General features: G+C 65.5%; 16 protein-coding genes and 1 pseudogene. 9 read left to right on the top strand and 8 right to left on the bottom strand.

The genetic code is table 11. The features are described 5' to 3' along the window. The first annotated feature begins 89 nt into the window (after nucleotides 1–89). Nucleotides 90–535, top strand: a pseudogene (locus tag EN852_RS10575) (GFA family protein). Nucleotides 536–628: 93 nt separating this feature from the next. Beyond that, the gene (locus EN852_RS10580) at nucleotides 629–1,219 is read left to right on the top strand and encodes a DUF922 domain-containing protein (RefSeq protein ID WP_127875083.1); all 591 of its coding nucleotides are present in this window, start codon (nucleotides 629–631) and stop codon (nucleotides 1,217–1,219) included. A 97-nt stretch (nucleotides 1,220–1,316) separates the two neighbouring features. On the opposite strand, the gene EN852_RS10585 is transcribed toward EN852_RS10580, so the two are convergent. Then, nucleotides 1,317–2,738 (bottom strand): LuxR C-terminal-related transcriptional regulator, encoded by a 1,422-nt coding sequence (locus EN852_RS10585; RefSeq protein ID WP_127875082.1) that lies wholly within the window; start codon nucleotides 2,736–2,738, stop codon nucleotides 1,317–1,319. Between the two features lie 166 nt (nucleotides 2,739–2,904). Between EN852_RS10585 and EN852_RS10590 the strand changes: the two genes are divergently transcribed. The 3 genes from EN852_RS10590 to EN852_RS10595 all read left to right on the top strand — a co-directional run bounded on the left by EN852_RS10590 (nucleotide 2,905) and on the right by EN852_RS10595 (nucleotide 5,186). Then, the gene (locus tag EN852_RS10590; protein WP_127875081.1) at nucleotides 2,905–3,159 is read left to right on the top strand and encodes a DUF1127 domain-containing protein; all 255 of its coding nucleotides are present in this window, start codon (nucleotides 2,905–2,907) and stop codon (nucleotides 3,157–3,159) included. Between the two features lie 211 nt (nucleotides 3,160–3,370). Further along, a complete protein-coding gene (locus tag EN852_RS40800; RefSeq protein ID WP_210238230.1) occupies nucleotides 3,371–3,601 on the top strand; it encodes a hypothetical protein in 231 nt (76 codons plus the stop codon). A 64-nt stretch (nucleotides 3,602–3,665) separates the two neighbouring features. Further along, a complete protein-coding gene (locus EN852_RS10595) occupies nucleotides 3,666–5,186 on the top strand; it encodes a winged helix-turn-helix domain-containing protein (protein ID WP_189545817.1) in 1,521 nt (506 codons plus the stop codon). Between the two features lie 114 nt (nucleotides 5,187–5,300). Here the strand turns inward: EN852_RS10595 and EN852_RS10600 are convergent, their stop codons facing one another. Continuing rightward, a complete protein-coding gene (locus EN852_RS10600) occupies nucleotides 5,301–5,720 on the bottom strand; it encodes a VOC family protein (RefSeq protein WP_127875079.1) in 420 nt (139 codons plus the stop codon). Nucleotides 5,721–5,995: 275 nt separating this feature from the next. Between EN852_RS10600 and EN852_RS10605 the strand changes: the two genes are divergently transcribed. Together EN852_RS10605 and EN852_RS10610 are read left to right on the top strand one after the other, a co-directional pair. After that, on the top strand, nucleotides 5,996–7,201 hold the full coding sequence (locus tag EN852_RS10605; protein ID WP_127875078.1) for an MFS transporter: 1,206 nt from the start codon (nucleotides 5,996–5,998) through the stop codon (nucleotides 7,199–7,201). Nucleotides 7,202–7,506: 305 nt separating this feature from the next. Then, a complete protein-coding gene (locus EN852_RS10610) occupies nucleotides 7,507–8,139 on the top strand; it encodes an ankyrin repeat domain-containing protein (protein ID WP_246694229.1) in 633 nt (210 codons plus the stop codon). A gap of 24 nt (nucleotides 8,140–8,163) precedes the next feature. On the opposite strand, the gene EN852_RS10615 is transcribed toward EN852_RS10610, so the two are convergent. The 3 genes from EN852_RS10615 to EN852_RS10625 all read right to left on the bottom strand — a co-directional run bounded on the left by EN852_RS10615 (nucleotide 8,164) and on the right by EN852_RS10625 (nucleotide 11,437). Then, the gene (locus tag EN852_RS10615; protein WP_095820724.1) at nucleotides 8,164–8,460 is read right to left on the bottom strand and encodes a DUF1330 domain-containing protein; all 297 of its coding nucleotides are present in this window, start codon (nucleotides 8,458–8,460) and stop codon (nucleotides 8,164–8,166) included. A gap of 62 nt (nucleotides 8,461–8,522) precedes the next feature. Then, entirely contained in the window at nucleotides 8,523–9,086 is a 564-nt protein-coding gene (locus tag EN852_RS10620; protein ID WP_127875076.1) for a GNAT family N-acetyltransferase, read from the bottom strand. Between the two features lie 62 nt (nucleotides 9,087–9,148). After that, nucleotides 9,149–11,437: a cation:proton antiporter gene (locus EN852_RS10625; RefSeq protein ID WP_127875331.1), complete on the bottom strand. Its 2,289-nt coding sequence runs from the start codon at nucleotides 11,435–11,437 to the stop codon at nucleotides 9,149–9,151. A 353-nt stretch (nucleotides 11,438–11,790) separates the two neighbouring features. Between EN852_RS10625 and EN852_RS10630 the strand changes: the two genes are divergently transcribed. Then, a complete protein-coding gene (locus tag EN852_RS10630) occupies nucleotides 11,791–11,997 on the top strand; it encodes a hypothetical protein (RefSeq protein WP_127865238.1) in 207 nt (68 codons plus the stop codon). A 122-nt stretch (nucleotides 11,998–12,119) separates the two neighbouring features. Continuing rightward, on the top strand, nucleotides 12,120–12,905 hold the full coding sequence (locus EN852_RS10635; RefSeq protein ID WP_127875075.1) for a DUF2270 domain-containing protein: 786 nt from the start codon (nucleotides 12,120–12,122) through the stop codon (nucleotides 12,903–12,905). A gap of 51 nt (nucleotides 12,906–12,956) precedes the next feature. On the opposite strand, the gene EN852_RS10640 is transcribed toward EN852_RS10635, so the two are convergent. From EN852_RS10640 to EN852_RS10650, 3 genes are all read right to left on the bottom strand, one after another. After that, nucleotides 12,957–14,342, bottom strand: a complete 1,386-nt coding sequence (locus EN852_RS10640; protein ID WP_127875074.1) for an amidase family protein — start codon at nucleotides 14,340–14,342, stop codon at nucleotides 12,957–12,959. An 88-nt stretch (nucleotides 14,343–14,430) separates the two neighbouring features. Further along, nucleotides 14,431–14,880 (bottom strand): carboxymuconolactone decarboxylase family protein, encoded by a 450-nt coding sequence (locus tag EN852_RS10645; RefSeq protein ID WP_246694230.1) that lies wholly within the window; start codon nucleotides 14,878–14,880, stop codon nucleotides 14,431–14,433. Nucleotides 14,881–14,989: 109 nt separating this feature from the next. Beyond that, nucleotides 14,990–15,955, bottom strand: coding sequence for a sigma-70 family RNA polymerase sigma factor (locus EN852_RS10650; protein ID WP_127875073.1), 966 nt, complete (start codon nucleotides 15,953–15,955; stop codon nucleotides 14,990–14,992). Nucleotides 15,956–16,008 lie beyond the last annotated feature (53 nt).

Genomic DNA, 16,008 nt, shown 5'->3' on the forward strand with positions numbered 1-16,008 from the left:
GCCGCGATCATCTCATCCGGCACGGGCCTTGTCATCGCCGCAACCAAAAGCATGCTGACAGGTTGAAACCTGAAAACGGAGTTCCCGCCATGCCCGTCCTGCTCAAAGGCTCCTGCCGTTGCGGCGCCGTCCGCTTCGAGGTGCAGAGCCACACCCCGGTGCCGTTCATGCTCTGCTACTGCTCGATCTGCCGCAAGCAGCAGGGCGGCGGCGGTTTCGCCATCAATCTCGGCGCCGACTACGAGACTTTGAAAATCACGGGCAAGCGCAGCCTCGGCGTCTATTGCGCCGAGATCGAGATGACGAGCATCCGCATTGCGAGGTCTCGACCGGCGAGCGCAATTTCTGCCGCAAATGCGGCTCAGCGCTCTGGCTCTACGACCCGACCTGGCCGGATCTCGTCCATCCCTTCGCCTCGGCGATCGACACCGACCTGCCGAAACCGCCGGAAAAGGTGCATCTGATGCTGAAATACAAAGCGAACTGGGTCGAGCCGGTGGTCGGCAGACAAGACAAGGTGTTCGACCTCTCGTAGTCTCCTTCCTCGAAGGACGGATTGCCCGCGCGCTTTGATCTCGCGCGAGACAACCGCTATGCACCTCATGGACGGAATCCCATCGAGTCCTTCATGAAATTCGCCATCCTGCTTTGCGCCTTGCTCCTTGCCTCCCCTGCCCAGGCAGACTGGAAGCCCATCGAGAAGATCGACACCTATGCCGTGTCGGGCCAGAGCGCGGAGCAGCTTTATCTGTCGATCGGAGAGAAGGGTCCGGTGGTCGGCGCGGCCGGCAGCGGGCGGCGCGTCATCGCGCATACGTTCTTCAAGCTGACCTGGCAGCGCGACTACGAGCCGCAAGGCAGCGCCTGCGTGCTGAAGTCGGCGCGGCCGAAGCTGATCATCACCTACACGCTGCCGAAGCCGGCCGGAAAGCTGGACCCTGCCTTGCAGGCGCGCTGGGACAGGTTCGCCGCCGGGCTGATCGCGCATGAAAAGGTGCACGGCGCCGGGATCGTCGACATGGTCGACAGGATCGTCGCCTTCAGCACCGGGCTGACCGCCGAGAACGATCCCGGCTGCAAGAAGGTCAGGGCGGAGCTGACGGCCTATCTCGACCAGCTCTCCAGGGCGCAACGCCAGGGCAGCCGCGACTTCGACACGAAAGAGTTCGGTCAGGATGGCAACATGCTGAAGCTGATCGCGGCGTTTCTGGGCGGCTAGCGCAATTCCAGGAAAAGCGTGTGACGGTTTCCGTCTGCAATTGCGAAAATACAAGGGGTTAGAGCGGTTCGCCGTTTCCGTGACACGGTGAAACGCTCTAGCGGATCGCCACCAGCTTCGCCGCGTCGCGGATCGCGCGCACGGCGTCCGGATTGACGACGGGATAGCCCGCTATGAAGCCCTCGACGGAGAAATCCGGGAAATCGGCATTCAGCCTGGCGCCGAAGCCAGCCGCCTCGGCGTCCTCGCCGGCCGCCGCATGGGCGAGCGCTTGAAACATCAGCACGTTGGTGGAATCCGGTGTGCTTCTGCGCAGCGCGGCGATGGCTTCCCGGTAGCGGCCGGCCACGAACAGGATGCGACCCTGCATGCCGAAATACCAAGGCGGAGCGAGCGGGTTGAGCTGCATTGCGCGCTCCATCAGCGCGATCGCCTCCGCCGGATCGCCGGCGACCAGCGCCCTGCTGCCTGCAAGCAGCGCCAGCGTGTCCGCCTGGTTGGAGCCGTATTCGAAGGCGCGACGATAACAGCGCTCCGCCGCCGCCAAATCTCCGAGGCAGCCCATGGCATCGCCAAGGCAAACATGCACCGCGCTGTCTGTCGGATCGAGTTGCAGGGCATTCTCGACCGCCATCCGCCATTTCTCGGCTGCCGCCTTTGGTTCACCGCCGAACCCGTTACAGGACTGGATCGAGTAGGCGTAGCCGAGTTCGAGCCAGGCCTTGGCCAAGGTCGGGTCGAGCTCAAGCGCGCGGGTGAACAGGCGGATGGCTTCCGCATTTCCTTCGCGGCTGAACTTGTTGTGTTGTTCCACGCCGAGCAGATAAAGGTCATAGGCGCGCAGGCTGGCCGGCTGCTTGCGGCGGATGGCATTGCGGCCGGCCGTGGCGATGGCGCCGAAACAGCCGGCGAGCGCGTTGACAACGCTGTCGGTCAGCCCGTCCTGCAGCGCAAACAGGTTCTCGACCGGACGCTCGAAACGCTCACTCCACAGCCTGAGGCCGGAAGCCGCATCCGCGAGTTCGACGGTCAGACGCACACGTGTGTCGTCGGCGCGCAGTTGCCCCGACACGAGGTAGGCGGCGCCCAGCGCCTTGCCGTCGGCGGCGAAATCAGCGGGCTTGCTGCCCAGCGACTTCATGGTGTGGAAAGCAATGACGGGAATTCCGGCATAGCGGGCGAGATCGATCGTGATGTCTGACGACAGACCTTCGGCGAACCGACGCCAGCTTTCATCGCCGCTCAAACATTCGATCGGAAACACTGCGAGCACCGGCGAGGCGTCGGGCGACGCTGCTGCAGGCGCCGTGTCGGCGACGGTGCTGATACGCCGCGCGAGCGCGACCTTGTTGCTAACGCCAAGCTTCTCATAGATCGCCGCAAGATGCGTGCGCACGGTGGACGGTGCTATGAAAAGGACCTGGCCGATCTCGCGATAGGTCATGCCGGCGGCGAACCTCTCCGCCACCGCGCGCTCGCGGTCCGACAACGCCTCCGAGCTCGTCACGATGCGGTTCATGCCCTGTCCTGCCAGCGGACATAGATGCGTTCAATCGTAGAACCATCAAAATACTACAAATGCAGGACCCAAAACACTGCATGCGGCCGATGGTTCGGCAGATCGTGAAGGTTCAGGCTCCCCCTATGCCTTCACCAGGGCAGCGCTTCAAACAAGGGAGCCGACCATGAAAACGATGCTGGACACTATATCCGGATTCTACGGCGCTGTGCGGCTCGATCTCAGCGAGCCGCGGGCGGACGCCAATCTGGCCGAGCACCGGCCCGGCCTGTTCGACCTGCTGTCGGCATGGGAGGAGCGGGCGCGTTTTCGTCACGAGCTTGCGATCATGGCGCGCGAGACACCGCATCTCATCGGCGATATCGGCCTGACGATGGACCTGGTGCGCGATGAGCTCGCCAAGCCCTTGTGGCGCCGCTAGAGCAATTCCAGGAAAAGTGACGGTTTTCCGTCCGCAATAGCAAAAAAACAAGGAGATAGAGCGGTTCGCCGTTCCGTGAAACGGTGAAACGCTCAGCCGGAACGGATTCAGCGAAAAATCAGGATTGTTTCAGGACAAACGGACACCCTCGGGACGATGATGGCGTTCATGGGGCGGCACATGGCGCCGACGCCAGGCTCGGAGGTCGATCATGCATGCGAGGACTGACACATCATTTGCACCGACGTCGCTGTCGCGGGGTGAAGCGCTAAGCATGCTTTCCGCGGGGATCGCGGGCCCCTGCTGCGGCGAGGCCAACGAGATGCTGGCCTGGCTTTACCTTTTGCCGTCCAACGAAACCGCGCCTGACGAGACACGCGTCGAGCCGAACGCCGCGCGGCGCCGTTCCTGGCTCGGCCTGCTCGGCATGTTTCGGGCTTGACCTTGCCGGGATTTGCCCCTCCCAATGAACCCTGCGCAATCGGGCGTGTCGATGGGGCAAGGGCTTGGCGCTACAGATTGGCGGCGCTGTTCTCGATCTTGACCGGGGTACGCTCCGGCGCGACGGCGAGATTGTGCCTATCCGGCCAAAAACCCTGGAATTGCTCGCCTTCCTGACGCGCAATCCGGGACGGGTGCTGAGCAAGGACGAGCTGATGCAGGCAGTCTGGCCGGGCATCATCGTCACCGAGGACTCGCTCACCCAATCGATCCGCGACGCGCGCAAATCGATCGGCGACGAGGCGCAGGCGCTGATCCGCACGGTGCCGCGCCGGGGCTACCTGTTCCAGCCGGAGATCGAGGCGGCACCAGCGCCCGTCGGCGCCACGGCTGCTGCCCGGGCGGAGCCGATGGTGGCTATTTTGCCGTTCCAGGTCGATCCGGTCGACGGCACCGCCAAGGCGTTGTTCGACGGCGCGGTGGAGGAGATCACCAACGCGCTCTCCTACTTCAAGACCGTCGCCGTGCTGGCGCGTCATTCGGCCTTCGCTTTGGCCGAGCATTCGCGCGAGGACATCCGGGCGACCGCCGAGCGCTTCGGAGCCGACTACGTCGCCGAAGGCGGCGTCGAGACTTCCGAAGCGGAATACAGCGCACGCGTGGTGCTTACCGAGACGGCGTCCGGGCGACGCGTCTGGGGCCAGACCTTCACCTTCGCCAAAGGCGAGATCTTCACGTTCCAGACGATGGTGGCGCAACGCATCGTGACGGCGTTGGTCGCCAACATCGAAAGCGCGGTGATGCGGCGCGGCCTGCCCGCGGCTGCGGCCAATGTCGAAGCCTATCTGCATTTCCTGCGGGGGAAGGAGCTGCTGCGCAGCTATGGCGAACGGGTCAACCAGGATGCGCGCGAGCATTTCCTCAAGGCGATCGAACTCGATCCTCGTTCTGGCCTGGCGAACGCTTATCTGGCGCTTGCAGATGTCATCATCGGCGGCTACGCCGATGCGCCGCGCGCCGTGCTCGACCAGGCGCGTGATCGCGCGCTGCACGCAATCGCGCTCAGCCCCGACGAGGCGCGGTGCCACCGGATGCTGGCGCTAATCCTGCTCTACCGAGGCCGCGACGAATACGACGCCGCCGAGAAACATTTCGCCCGGGCGCTCGATCTCAATCCCTATGACGCCGACACGCTGGCCCAAACTGGATTCTTCCGGGCGCTGCGCGGCGACGGCGAGGCTGGGCTCGCGCTGCTCGACAAGGCCGTCCAGCTCAATCCGATGCATCCGACCTGGTACTATTACGACCGGGGCGAAGCCCTGCTGGCGCTCGGTCGGTATCAGGAAGCGGCCGCGTCCTTCTCCTGTCTGCCCCGCAAGAGCGCCTGGCAATGGGCGCGGCTGGCCGCATGCCACGCATTTGCCAGCGACCACGGGAAGGCGCTGGCCTGCGTCATGGAAGGTCGCGCCCTGGAGCCAGACCTCACCATCGCCCAGATCGTCCAGGACATGCGCATGGAACGCGAAGAGGATCGCGAACGACTCCGTCGCGGGCTCGAACTCGCCGGCTGGGACACGGCCATCTAAAGCGCGTCGCGATCCTTCGGATTCGCTCCATGCGCTTTAGGTCTTTGATTTTACGCATGTCTTTATCCCGAAACCGGTTCCCACTTTCGGGAGACATGCTTTAAGCATGTCCGGCTAGAAACTGATCTCCACCGCCGCGGCGCTTCGCCTGGCCTCGCCATGGAACACCGCCTCGATGTTGTTGCCGTCGGGATCGAGCAGGAAGCAGGCATAGTAGCCGGGATGGTAATGGCGCTCGCCCGGTGCGCCATTGTCCTTGCCGCCGGCGGCGAGCCCGGCCTTGTAGAACGCGTCGACCATGGGGCGGTCCTTCGCCTGGAAAGCGAGATGGTGGCGGCCGGTGAGCACGCCGAGCGCGGCGCGGCTGTCGGCGCTGGAGACGAACAGTTCGTCGGCCCAGAAATAGTCCTGCGCCTCGCCGCCGATCGGAATGCTCAGCGCCTCGAACAGGGCGGCGTAGAAACGCCGGCTGGCCGCAAGGTCGCGCACCACGAGCTGGATGTGGTCGATGAGCCGGCCGCGATAGAGTTCCATGGATAACGCCTCCTGCTGGTTGCTGCGGCTCAATCTAGAAGGGCCCACAACGCGGTCAATGCAGGGTCTTGCAGGCTGCTGACAGTTGGAGCCGCCGACGGGGCAGCGCTCCCAAGGTGATCGGCGGTCGCCGCCCCTAGAAAAATCCGGATAAAAAATGCAACCAGATTGTAGGATCGCCTCGCACCCTGGCGTCCTCCGGACGCAAGCGGCCCGGTGAAACTAGAAAAACCGCGCCGCATCAAACAGGATGCCATACGGCATGGAGAAGAACCATGAACCATTCCTATCGTTGGGTCATCGTCGCGGCCGGCGCGCTGATGACCTGCGTGGCGCTCGGCGCCATGTTCTCGCTGGCGATCTTTCTGGAGCCGATATCGCTCGACACCAACTGGTCGCGCACCGGCATTTCCAGCGCCATGACCTTGAACTTCCTGGTGATGGGCCTCGGCGGCTTTGCCTGGGGCTCGATCTATGACCGGGTCGGCGCGCGGCCCGTCGTGCTTGCGGGCGCCGTGCTGCTCGGCCTGTCGCTGGTGGTGGCGAGCCGCGCCACGTCGCTCATCGTCTTCCAGCTCAGCTACGGCATCATCGTCGGGCTGGCGGCCAGCGCCTTCTTCGCGCCGATGATCGCGCTCACCACCGCCTGGTTCGACACCAACCGCAGCCTCGCCGTGTCGCTGGTCTCGGCCGGCATGGGCGTGGCGCCGATGACCATCTCGCCCTTCGCGCGCTGGCTGATCACCGCCTATGACTGGCGCACCGCCATGTTCGATATCGGCGTCATGGCCTGGCTGCTGCTTTTGCCCGCCGTCTTGCTGGTGCGCCAGCCGCCCGTCGCGACCGCTGCCACCGGCACGCCGGCGCCGGCCGCCGACGATCCCAGCATGAGCGTCGGCCAGGCGCTGCGCTCGCCGCAATTCATCGTGCTGGGTCTCACCTTCTTCGCCTGCTGCGCGGCGCATTCGGGCCCGATCTTCCACATGGTGAGCTACGCCATGTCCTGCGGCGTGGCGCCGATGGCGGCCGTATCGATCTACAGCGTCGAGGGCCTGGCCGGCCTTGGCGGGCGCGTGCTCTACGGCGTGCTCGCCGACCGGCTGGGCGTCAAGCCGGTTCTGGTCGCCGGTCTCGCCATCCAGGGGCTGGTGATCGCCGCCTATCTCACCGTCGGCCGGATCGAGCAGTTCTACCTCCTGGCCGTCATCTTCGGCGCCACCTATGGCGGCGTGATGCCGCTCTACGCGGTGCTGGCGCGCGAATATTTCGGCCTGCGCATCATCGGCACGGTGCTTGGCGCGGCGACGCTGCTGTCCAGCCTCGGCATGTCGCTCGGGCCGCTCGCCGGCGGCATGATCTACGACGCCACCGCGAGCTACCACTGGCTGTTCATCGGCTCGGCGCTGATCGGGCTGGGTGCGGCCGGCATCGCCATCGCCTTCCCGCCGCAGCCCAGCCGGCAGAAGCTGCAGATGGCGTGAGAGAAACCTGGTTCCTCGTCCCCATGAAATGGGGGAGAGGTGGCTCGGCGAAGCCGGGACGGAGAGGGGGAGCGCCCTACGAAGACCCCCTCTCCGTCCGCTCGCGGACACCTCTCCCGCCTTTGGCGGGGGCGAGGAAGCCAAGCCTTGAGATGCCGGCGAATAGCGCTTCTTCCGCCCCGGCCGCATCTCGCTACGCTTCATCGAATGCGAAATTCGTTGCCCGATGCCGGCGAGTGTGAAACGCTTCGCAAGTCAGGCTGGCCGCGCGCCGGCGCGATCCATCGTCCAGGAGCATTGCGGTGATGGCAAGCTTGGAAGCCGAAGACGCCAGAAATTGGTCCAACCTGCTGACCGCCGCCGAGAAAGGCGACGCCGAGACCATACGTGCCGAACTCGCGGCGGGGGCGGACATCAACCAGACCGACGAAGGCGGCTGGACGGCGCTGCATCTTGCCGCCCATAATGGCCACCTGGCCGCGCTCGAGGCGCTGATCGCCGAGCCGACGATCGACGTCAATTCCAGGAACAAATGGAAGAGCACGCCCTTGAGCCTTGCCGCGGCCAAGGGTCACTACGACTGCATCCAGGCGCTGGTGCGACACCCTCAGATCGATATCGACGCGCGCGCCGATTACTATGGCCGCACGGCGTTGATCGAAGCGGCAAGGAACGGGCATCTCGATGCCGTCACGCTGCTGGTCGAGCATGGCGCGGACGTCAACGCGGCCGACAAGACAGGGCGAAACAGCGCCCTCATCGAAGCCATCAAGGGCCGGCACTTCGCGGTTGCGCAGTATCTGCTTGAGACCAGGAAGGTGAACTTCCTCAACAAGGACATGCGGCTCAACGCGCTGATCTGGGCCGGCAGCACCCGCAACAGCGAGCTCATCGAGAAGTTGGACGCGGCGATCCACGCGTTTTTCGAAGGCAAGTGAACCGCAGCCGTCAGGCTTGTACCGTCAGGCGGGCGCCACCCCTTCCAAGGCGATGATGCGTGTGTGGGCGCAGCGGAAACGGATTTGCTTCAGCCTCTCATACTCCGGTGAGTCGTACCACGCGGTGATCGCAGCCATGTCGGGAAACTCGATTATGACCAGGCGGTGCGGCTCCCAGTCGCCTTCAAGCACCCGCGTCGCGCCGCCCCGCGCGAGATAGCGCCCGCCATAGCGGGCCTCGGTCGCCGGGACTTCGCGTCTGTACTCGTCGAACATGGCCATGTCGGTGATATCGACATCGGCAATCAGATAGGCGGCCATCGTCGTTCTCCCGTTCTGTCGTCCGTTCCCATTACATATCAGTAATTACTCATATATTAGCTTCAGCCCTGGGCCGCCACCCACTTCTCAACCACCCAGTGATGCTTGCCGTTCTGGCGGTTGCGGCTGAAACCTTGGCGCTCGAACATCGCCAGCGTGCCGTTGTGGAGGAAGGCGCTCGCGACCTTCCTGCCTGCGGTGTCCTCGGGATAGCTCTCCACCCTGCCGCCGCCGAGCCGAGCGATCTCGACCAGTGCGCCGGCAAGCGCCGCGGCGGCAACGCCTTCGCCACGCCGCGTCTTGTCGATGAAGAAGCAGGTGATGCGCCAGTCGGGCAACGCCGTCAGCCCTTCCTCATATGCGCGCCGGTGCTTGATACGCGGCAATTCGCCGGTCGAGCCGAACTGGCACCAGCCGACGCAGGCCGAACCATCGAAGACAAGCGCGGCATGCGCGCTGCCGTCGCGCACCCGCGCCTCCTTTGCGTCGCGGTTGCCCGCCGCGCCTGCGGCCTTGGCGTGGAAGGCCATGCACCAGCAGCCGCCCCAAACGCCATTATGCCGCTCGACCAGCGCGGCAAAATCCGGCCAGGTTGTCATGTCGAGAGGTTTTGTGCTGAAGGTCATCGGCGCCTCCTTGCCCAGCAAAGATAACCGATCCGGCCCCACTTTGAAGCGAGGCTCTCCCTTCACCCGGTCCCCGCCCCCGAACGCACCGCCTCGCGCTCGCTCTCGTCGCGTTGCACCCGCTCGTCGGAGATCAGCATCACCGGGCATGGGCTGCGCCGCAGGACGGCCGTCGTCGTCTCGCCGAAGATGAGCTCCTCGCCCTGGCGCCGCGCCACACCCATGACGATCAAGGACACGTTGCGGCCAGCCTGGCGGGCGATGGCGTCGGCGGCCGCGGCCCTGGAGCGGATGGCGGTCTCGATCTCGACCCCGTAGCGGTCGGCAAGTGTGACGATGTCCTTCAGCACCGCTTCCCGGCGACGATGCGAGACGGTGTCGCGCGGCTCCTCTCGGCCGGTGCGCGCGACATAGAGCATCTTGACCGGCGCGCCGGTGACGGCGGCTATCGCGAGCGCCAGCTCGGCGCCGCGGCGGGCAACCGCCGTGCCGTTGACCGGCACCAGTATCTTGCCCGATCCGGGACCGAGTTTCGGCATCTGGCGGCCGGCGCTCGCCGGCTTCAGCACTAGGCAAAGCGGCCCGTCGAAGGCGCCGGCGACTTCGTTCAACCGGTGCGAGAAGCCGCCCTTGGAGGTGACGGCGCGGCCGAGGCCGACAAGCAGCATGCCGTAGCCCTTGCGCGCCTCCCTGGCGACCGCCTCGGCCGAAAGCTCCTCATGCTGGCGGCGGGTGACAGGCGTTTCGCGCACCGGCTCCTCGTCGCCCTCCTTGGCCGCCTCGCGGCTGTCCTCCGCGCCCTTCTCGATTTCCTCCAGATGCAGGCCCTCGGCCGGCTCGGCATCGGTCTCGCCGCTGGAATGCAGCACCGTCGTCGGCTTGCCGGCGCCGATGACCCCGGCGAGATAGGCCGCGAAGCGACCGACGACGCCCTCGTCGACCACAACCAGAAGCCGCTCCAGATTGGCGACGAAGCCGCGCTGATCGATCTCCTCGCGCTCCAGGCGCTTCTTCTCGTTGTCGCCGATCGGCAGGCGGCGCAGCGCCCAGCGCAATGTCGGCGGCATGGCCAGCGTGGTGACGACGGCCATGGTGAGGATCATGGTGAAAAGGGTGTGCGACAGCACGCCCATCGACAGGCCGATGGACGCGACGATCACCTCGGTCGAGCCACGCGCGTTCATGCCGCAGCCAACAGCGATGCCTTCGGCGCGGCTCATGCCCGCCACCTCGGCGCCGATGAAGGCACCGCCGAACTTGCCGATCGAGGCGATCACCACCAGAGCCACGGTGAGCAGCGCCAGTTGCGGATCGACCAGCACAGTGAGATCGGCCGACAGTCCGGCGACGCCGAAGAACACCGGCATGAAAAGAGCCGTGATGACACCGCGCAACTGCCCTTCGATATGGCGCGACAGGATCGGCGATTCGCCCACCAATATGCCGGCGACGAAAGCGCCGAGCACGGTGTGCACGCCGATCAGATCGGTAATCAGGGCCATCACGCCCATGATGGCGAGGATGACGGTGACCACCGCATATTCCGAGCGGAAGGTGTCGTTGGTCCAGCGGATGGCGTCGAAGACGATGCGGCGGCCCACCGTGAAGGAAAACGCCATGAAGAGGGCGACGCCGGCGATGGTGAAGGTCAGGTTGGCGATCTCGATCCGCCCCTTGGTGGCAATGCCGATGGTGATGGCGACGACCACCCAGCCGATCGTGTCCTCGATGATGGCCGAGGAGACGATGATCTGGCCGAGGTCGCGGCGCATGAAGTTCATGTCGCGCACCACCATGGCGACGATCTTGACCGAGGAGATGGAGAGCGCGGTGCCGAGGAACAGCCCGGCGACAATGCGCTCGCCGCCGGCGGCAAGCAGCGTGTCGGGCATGAACTGCGCGGCGATGAAACCGAGCGCGAAGGGCATGGCGACCCCGGCCGCCGAGATGGAAAAGCAGGCGCGGCCGACACGGCGCACGAGCCTCAGATCCGTCTCCATGCCGGTGAGCAGAAGGAGCATCAGAACACCCAGCTGGGCGATGGCGTTGATCATCGATTTCTGCGACGGGTCGCCGGTGAAGATCAGCCGCTCGGCTGCCGGCCAGACCCAGCCGAGCAGCGAAGGCCCGAGCAGGATGCCGCCGATCAGCTGCCCCATCACCGCGGGCTGTCCCAGCGCTTCCAGCACCTCGCCGATGCCGCGGCCGACAACCAGGAGCAGGATCAGCTCGGCGACGAAAACGCCTTCCGAGGACATGCCGGTCTTCTCGGCGGCGAAGGCGACGGCGGGCATCAAAGCGAGCGCCGCCGCTGCAATCCAAACCGACGGCGGCCAGCGCCGATTGAGCATGTTGGACAAGATGCCCCCTCATTCCTCGCTTCGGCATAACGGTCTGGCTGGAGGATCGGTTGCACGGGCCCATGCCAGCCGTTCCTCGCCCCCATGAAATGGGGGAGAGGTGGCTCGGCGAAGCCGAGACGGAGAGGGGGAGCGCCGAACCGATTGGCGAAAGTGTCTCGAAGAGGAAGACTTTCGCTCTAGGAAGCCCCCTCTCCGTCCGCTTCGCGGACACCTCTCCCCCGCTCTGCGGGGGCGAGGAAAAGCTCCCTACAATTCTAATCAAATGCCACTACCGATCTTTGCTTCCCGGTAAAGCGACTCGACGATGTTGGCCGCCAAGGCGGGGCAATAAGGAGAAGCTAATGAAAAGCGACTTTGCCGCCGCCCACCTGCACCTCGACCGGGCATGCCATTACCTGCGTGGCGACGATGAAACGAGCCGCGCGGCGCTTCAGGCACTCGACCTTGTGATCGACGCGGTGGCGGCGGCCCAGCATGCCAGGCCGATGGCCGACGTGCTGCCCTTTCAGCGGCGCGCGAATGGCGGCGTTCCACCGCTTGCATCCTGACTTATCCGCCTGAAAAGGCGGGAACATTTTGGGCCGGCCACACGTTGTGCTATATGGGGTGTGGCCGGCCTGTTCTTGAAATAGGGATCGGCCGGCCATGGCGGCGGGAGGCGCATGGCACTATGTCCCAGACGAAGGCCGCAAGATCCACCGACGCGGCCAGTGCCCCGAAATCCATCGAGGCGAACGCGCCGGCAACATCAACAGAAAAGGCAGCGCCGCCGCGGGCGTCCGACACGCTGGCGCTGAAGCTCAGCTCTCCCGAATTCACCTCGACGCTGTCGCATTTCCACCGGGCCGAGATCGCGCGCATGGCGGGCTGGCGCGACCGGCTCGACCGCACCAGCAACTGGGCGATCACCGTGGTGGCGGCGATGCTGTCGGTGTCGCTGTCGACGCCCAGCGCGCATCACGGCGTGCTTTTGTTCGCCATGCTCCTGATCACACTGCTTTTGTGGATCGAGGCGCGGCGCTACCGCTTCTTCGACGTCTACCGCGCCCGTGTGCGGCAGTTCGAACGCTACTATTTCGCGCAGATCTTTTCGCCGCAGCCGGATTACGCATCCAACTGGCTGGCCATCCTGGGCGAAGGCCTGCGCTCGCCGCGTTTCCTGATCACGCAGCGCGCGGCGCTGATCCGCCGGCTGCGCCGCAACTACATCTTCATGTACACGATCCTGCTGCTTGCCTGGATCCTCAAGATCACCACGCCGAGCCTGTCGCGCGAAGGCTCGCCCATCGGCTTCGGCGCCTCGCTGGTCGACACGTTCCGGGTGGCGACGCTAGGGCCGATCCCCGGCGTCGTCGTCGTGTGCGGCGTGGCCGCCTGCTATCTCGCGCTGCTTGCCGCCGCCTTCCTCATCCGCGCCGATGACGGCGAGCTGTCCTTCGGCGACGTGCATGTGTGATTGGCCGCGCGACGAGCCGTTTTACCATGCTTGATGCGAAGCGCGGCGCGATCACAATCCCGGCGGCCTGATGAAGCCCTCGGTCAGGCGGGCCAGCGCTTTGGCAAGTGCCAGCAGCTTCATGTCCGAATGGCGGCGGCCGACGAGCTGGACGCCGATCGGCAGGCCTTCGCGGTCGAGGCCTATCGGAATAACGACGGCCGGATGACCCGTCAGATTGAAGCGGCAGGCGTGGCTGAGCGCGCTCCAATAGGACGTCTCGACGCCATCGACCGGAATCGGCATCCCCATTTCCTGGTGACGGAAGGCGGTGCACATCATCGCTGGACAGACCAGCACGTCCCAATCGTCAAAGAAGCGCTCCCACGCATGGATGAATTCGTCGCGCTGGTTGAGCGCCTCGAGATAGGCCGACAACGTTGGAGAATTTTCCCTTGGTGCCTGGAAGGCCTGTGAAAACCAGGTGATGAAATCCGAAAACAATGCCCGCTCGGCGGCGAAATCGTGCGGCGGCAGAACCTGACCGACCCGCGCGCCACCGATGTCGATCGCGCCTGCAAAGCCGGCAATCGCATCGGCAATATCGCGAGCGGTCGGCACGCCGGGGAATTCCGGCGCGAAGGCGACGCGCAGCCGGTCCAGCTGCGGTTCCGGCTCCTCGTCCGTCGCTATGGGCGGCACTTCGGTATCGAGGCCGTCAGCGCCGGCGATGATGCGGTGGGCGAGGATGAGGTCGTCGACGCCGCGCGCCAGTGGCCCGATGTCGAACAGCAACCGGAAGCTGCGCGGCATGTCGGGTGGATCGGCATAGCTGCCGGTGGTGGGCACCGAGGATTGCGTCGGCTTGAAGCCGTAGACGCCGCATAGATGCGCCGGCACGCGGACCGAGCCGCCGGCGTCGCTGCCGATATCAAGCGGCGCGAGCCCGGCGGCAACCGCCGCGGCTGCGCCGCCGCTGGAGCCGCCCGGCGTGCGGCTGACGTCCCAGGGATTGCTGGTACGGCCGAAGATAGGGTTGGAGGTCTGCAGGTCGCGCAGCCGCGGCGGCACGTTGGTCTTGCCTATAATGATCGCACCGGCCTTGCGCAGCCTGGCCGCGACGGTGCTGTCGGCGGTCGGAATGTAGTCGGTCCAGGCCGTCAGCCCGATCGTGGTGCGCATGCCGGCCGTGGCGTGACCGTCCTTCAGTGTGACCGGCACGCCGTGCAGCGGCCCGACCGCCTCGCCGCGCGCAATGGCTTCATCGGCCGCCCTAGCGCCGTCGCGTGCAGCTTTTTCGTCGAGGGTGATGATGGCGTTGAGGAGCGGATTGACGGCGGCGATCCGTTCCAACTGCGCCTCCATCGCTTCGGCCGCGCTGACCCGCCGCTCGCGGATCGCGGCCGCGAGCCGGCTGGCGGTGAAGAAGGTGGTGTCGGTGGCAAGGGTAGCGGTCATCTGCGGTTCCTCCCTGGTGGGGTCAGGCAACGGGCTGTAGGGATCGGCCGTCCGCGGATTTTCCCTACTGCCCTGCTCCCTTACTGCCCTACTGCCCGCCCATCTCTTTCTTGAAGGTCTCGAAGTCGACCTGCATGCCGTTGAAGATGGTGCTCCAGTGACGTGTCAGCGCCGCCATGGTTACGGCTTCCTGGATTTCCTCGTCGGTGGCGCCGGCGCGCTTGGCGTCCTGAGTGTCGGACCAGATGCAGTAGCTGCAGGGGATCTGCGCCGCGACCGCGAGCGAGATCAGCGACTTCACCTTCGGCGGCAGCGCCGTCTTGTCGCTGAGCTCGATGGCCTTGACCTCGGCCCAGGCGCCGGGCAGACCGGCTTTCGGGAACTGTTTGACAAAGCTCGGCACGCCCCCCATGGTCGATTGGATGTCCTTCAGCGTCGCATCATAGTCGTCGGCGTGCGCGAGCAACGGGGTGGCGAGCATGGCAAGCGAGCCGAGAACGACGGCGCGGCTCAATCGGACTGCGGAAAAGGCAAACATCGGGATATCTCCTTGCTGTGGTTGACACGCCGGCAACCGGCCGCGTGACCCAAAAAGGATGATGTGGCGCATCGAAAAGTTCGCCCTGCTGGCGAACTTCACGAAGATGTCATTCCTCGAGACGCGCTGGCCGTTCTGAGGTGTGGACGCGCATCACGCGCACCTGGCGCTCGCCATGGACCAGGACGATGGCAAAGCTCGGCGGACAATGGAACGGATTCTCGGGCGGATTGACGAAGTCGCCCTCGAGCACGGTGACGTTGGCGCTGGCCAACGCGCGCACCGGCTTATGGCGAACGCCGGCGCCGATATCCTCGTCGATGGCCTCACCGAAGAGGTGACGCCCGACGCCACGCGGCCCGCCGGCAAAGGCAATGTCGAGGTCCTCCGCATAGTGGGCAAGCACCCGCTCCTTGCCGCCGTGCTGGAGCGAGCGGTATTCCTCGGTGTAGAAGGCCAGCCGCTCGGCCACCAGCCTGTGGTGTCCCCGGTCGGGCAGACCGGCCGATGCCAGCAGCAGCTCCGAAAGCCTGATCTTGGCGTCGGACAGCCGGCTGCGCACGGTGCCAACCGGCACGCCCAGAATGGCGGCAATCTGCTCATAGCCTGGCGAGCTGCCGAAATAGCGCAGCATCACCGTGGCGCGCTGCATTTCCGGCAGATGCGCAAGCGCCGCCCACACCCAGTCGCGCAGGTCGCGGCTTTCGATCCGGCTCTCGATGCGCTCCTCGTCGGCGAGTTCGCGAAAGGCACGCTCGGTTTCGGCCGGCCCGGCACGGGGACGGCGACGGCGCAGCGCCATCAGGCAGTGGTTCCTGAGGACCGAATGCAGCCAGCCGCCGACGGCTGCGGGATCACGCAGGCCGTCCAGTCGCGCCAGCGCGGTAAGGAACGTATCGTGGACCGCGTCCTCGGCGTCGCCGGTGTAACCCAGCATGGACAGAGCGATCGCGTGGAGTTGCGGGCGATAGCGCTCGAACAAAAGGCCGAAACCATGTGCCTCGCCAAAGCGCGCCGCCATGACCAGAGCCGCGTCGGGCTGGCCTCGCCCTTGATCAAAACCGACTTGTCCCATGGCCTTATCCCCTGCCCTGATCATACCAAAAAGGACAGGATGCGGTGAGGGGC

It is taken from the genome of Mesorhizobium sp. M2E.F.Ca.ET.209.01.1.1 (assembly GCF_004010375.2).
Classification (GTDB): Bacteria; Pseudomonadota; Alphaproteobacteria; order Rhizobiales; family Rhizobiaceae; genus Mesorhizobium.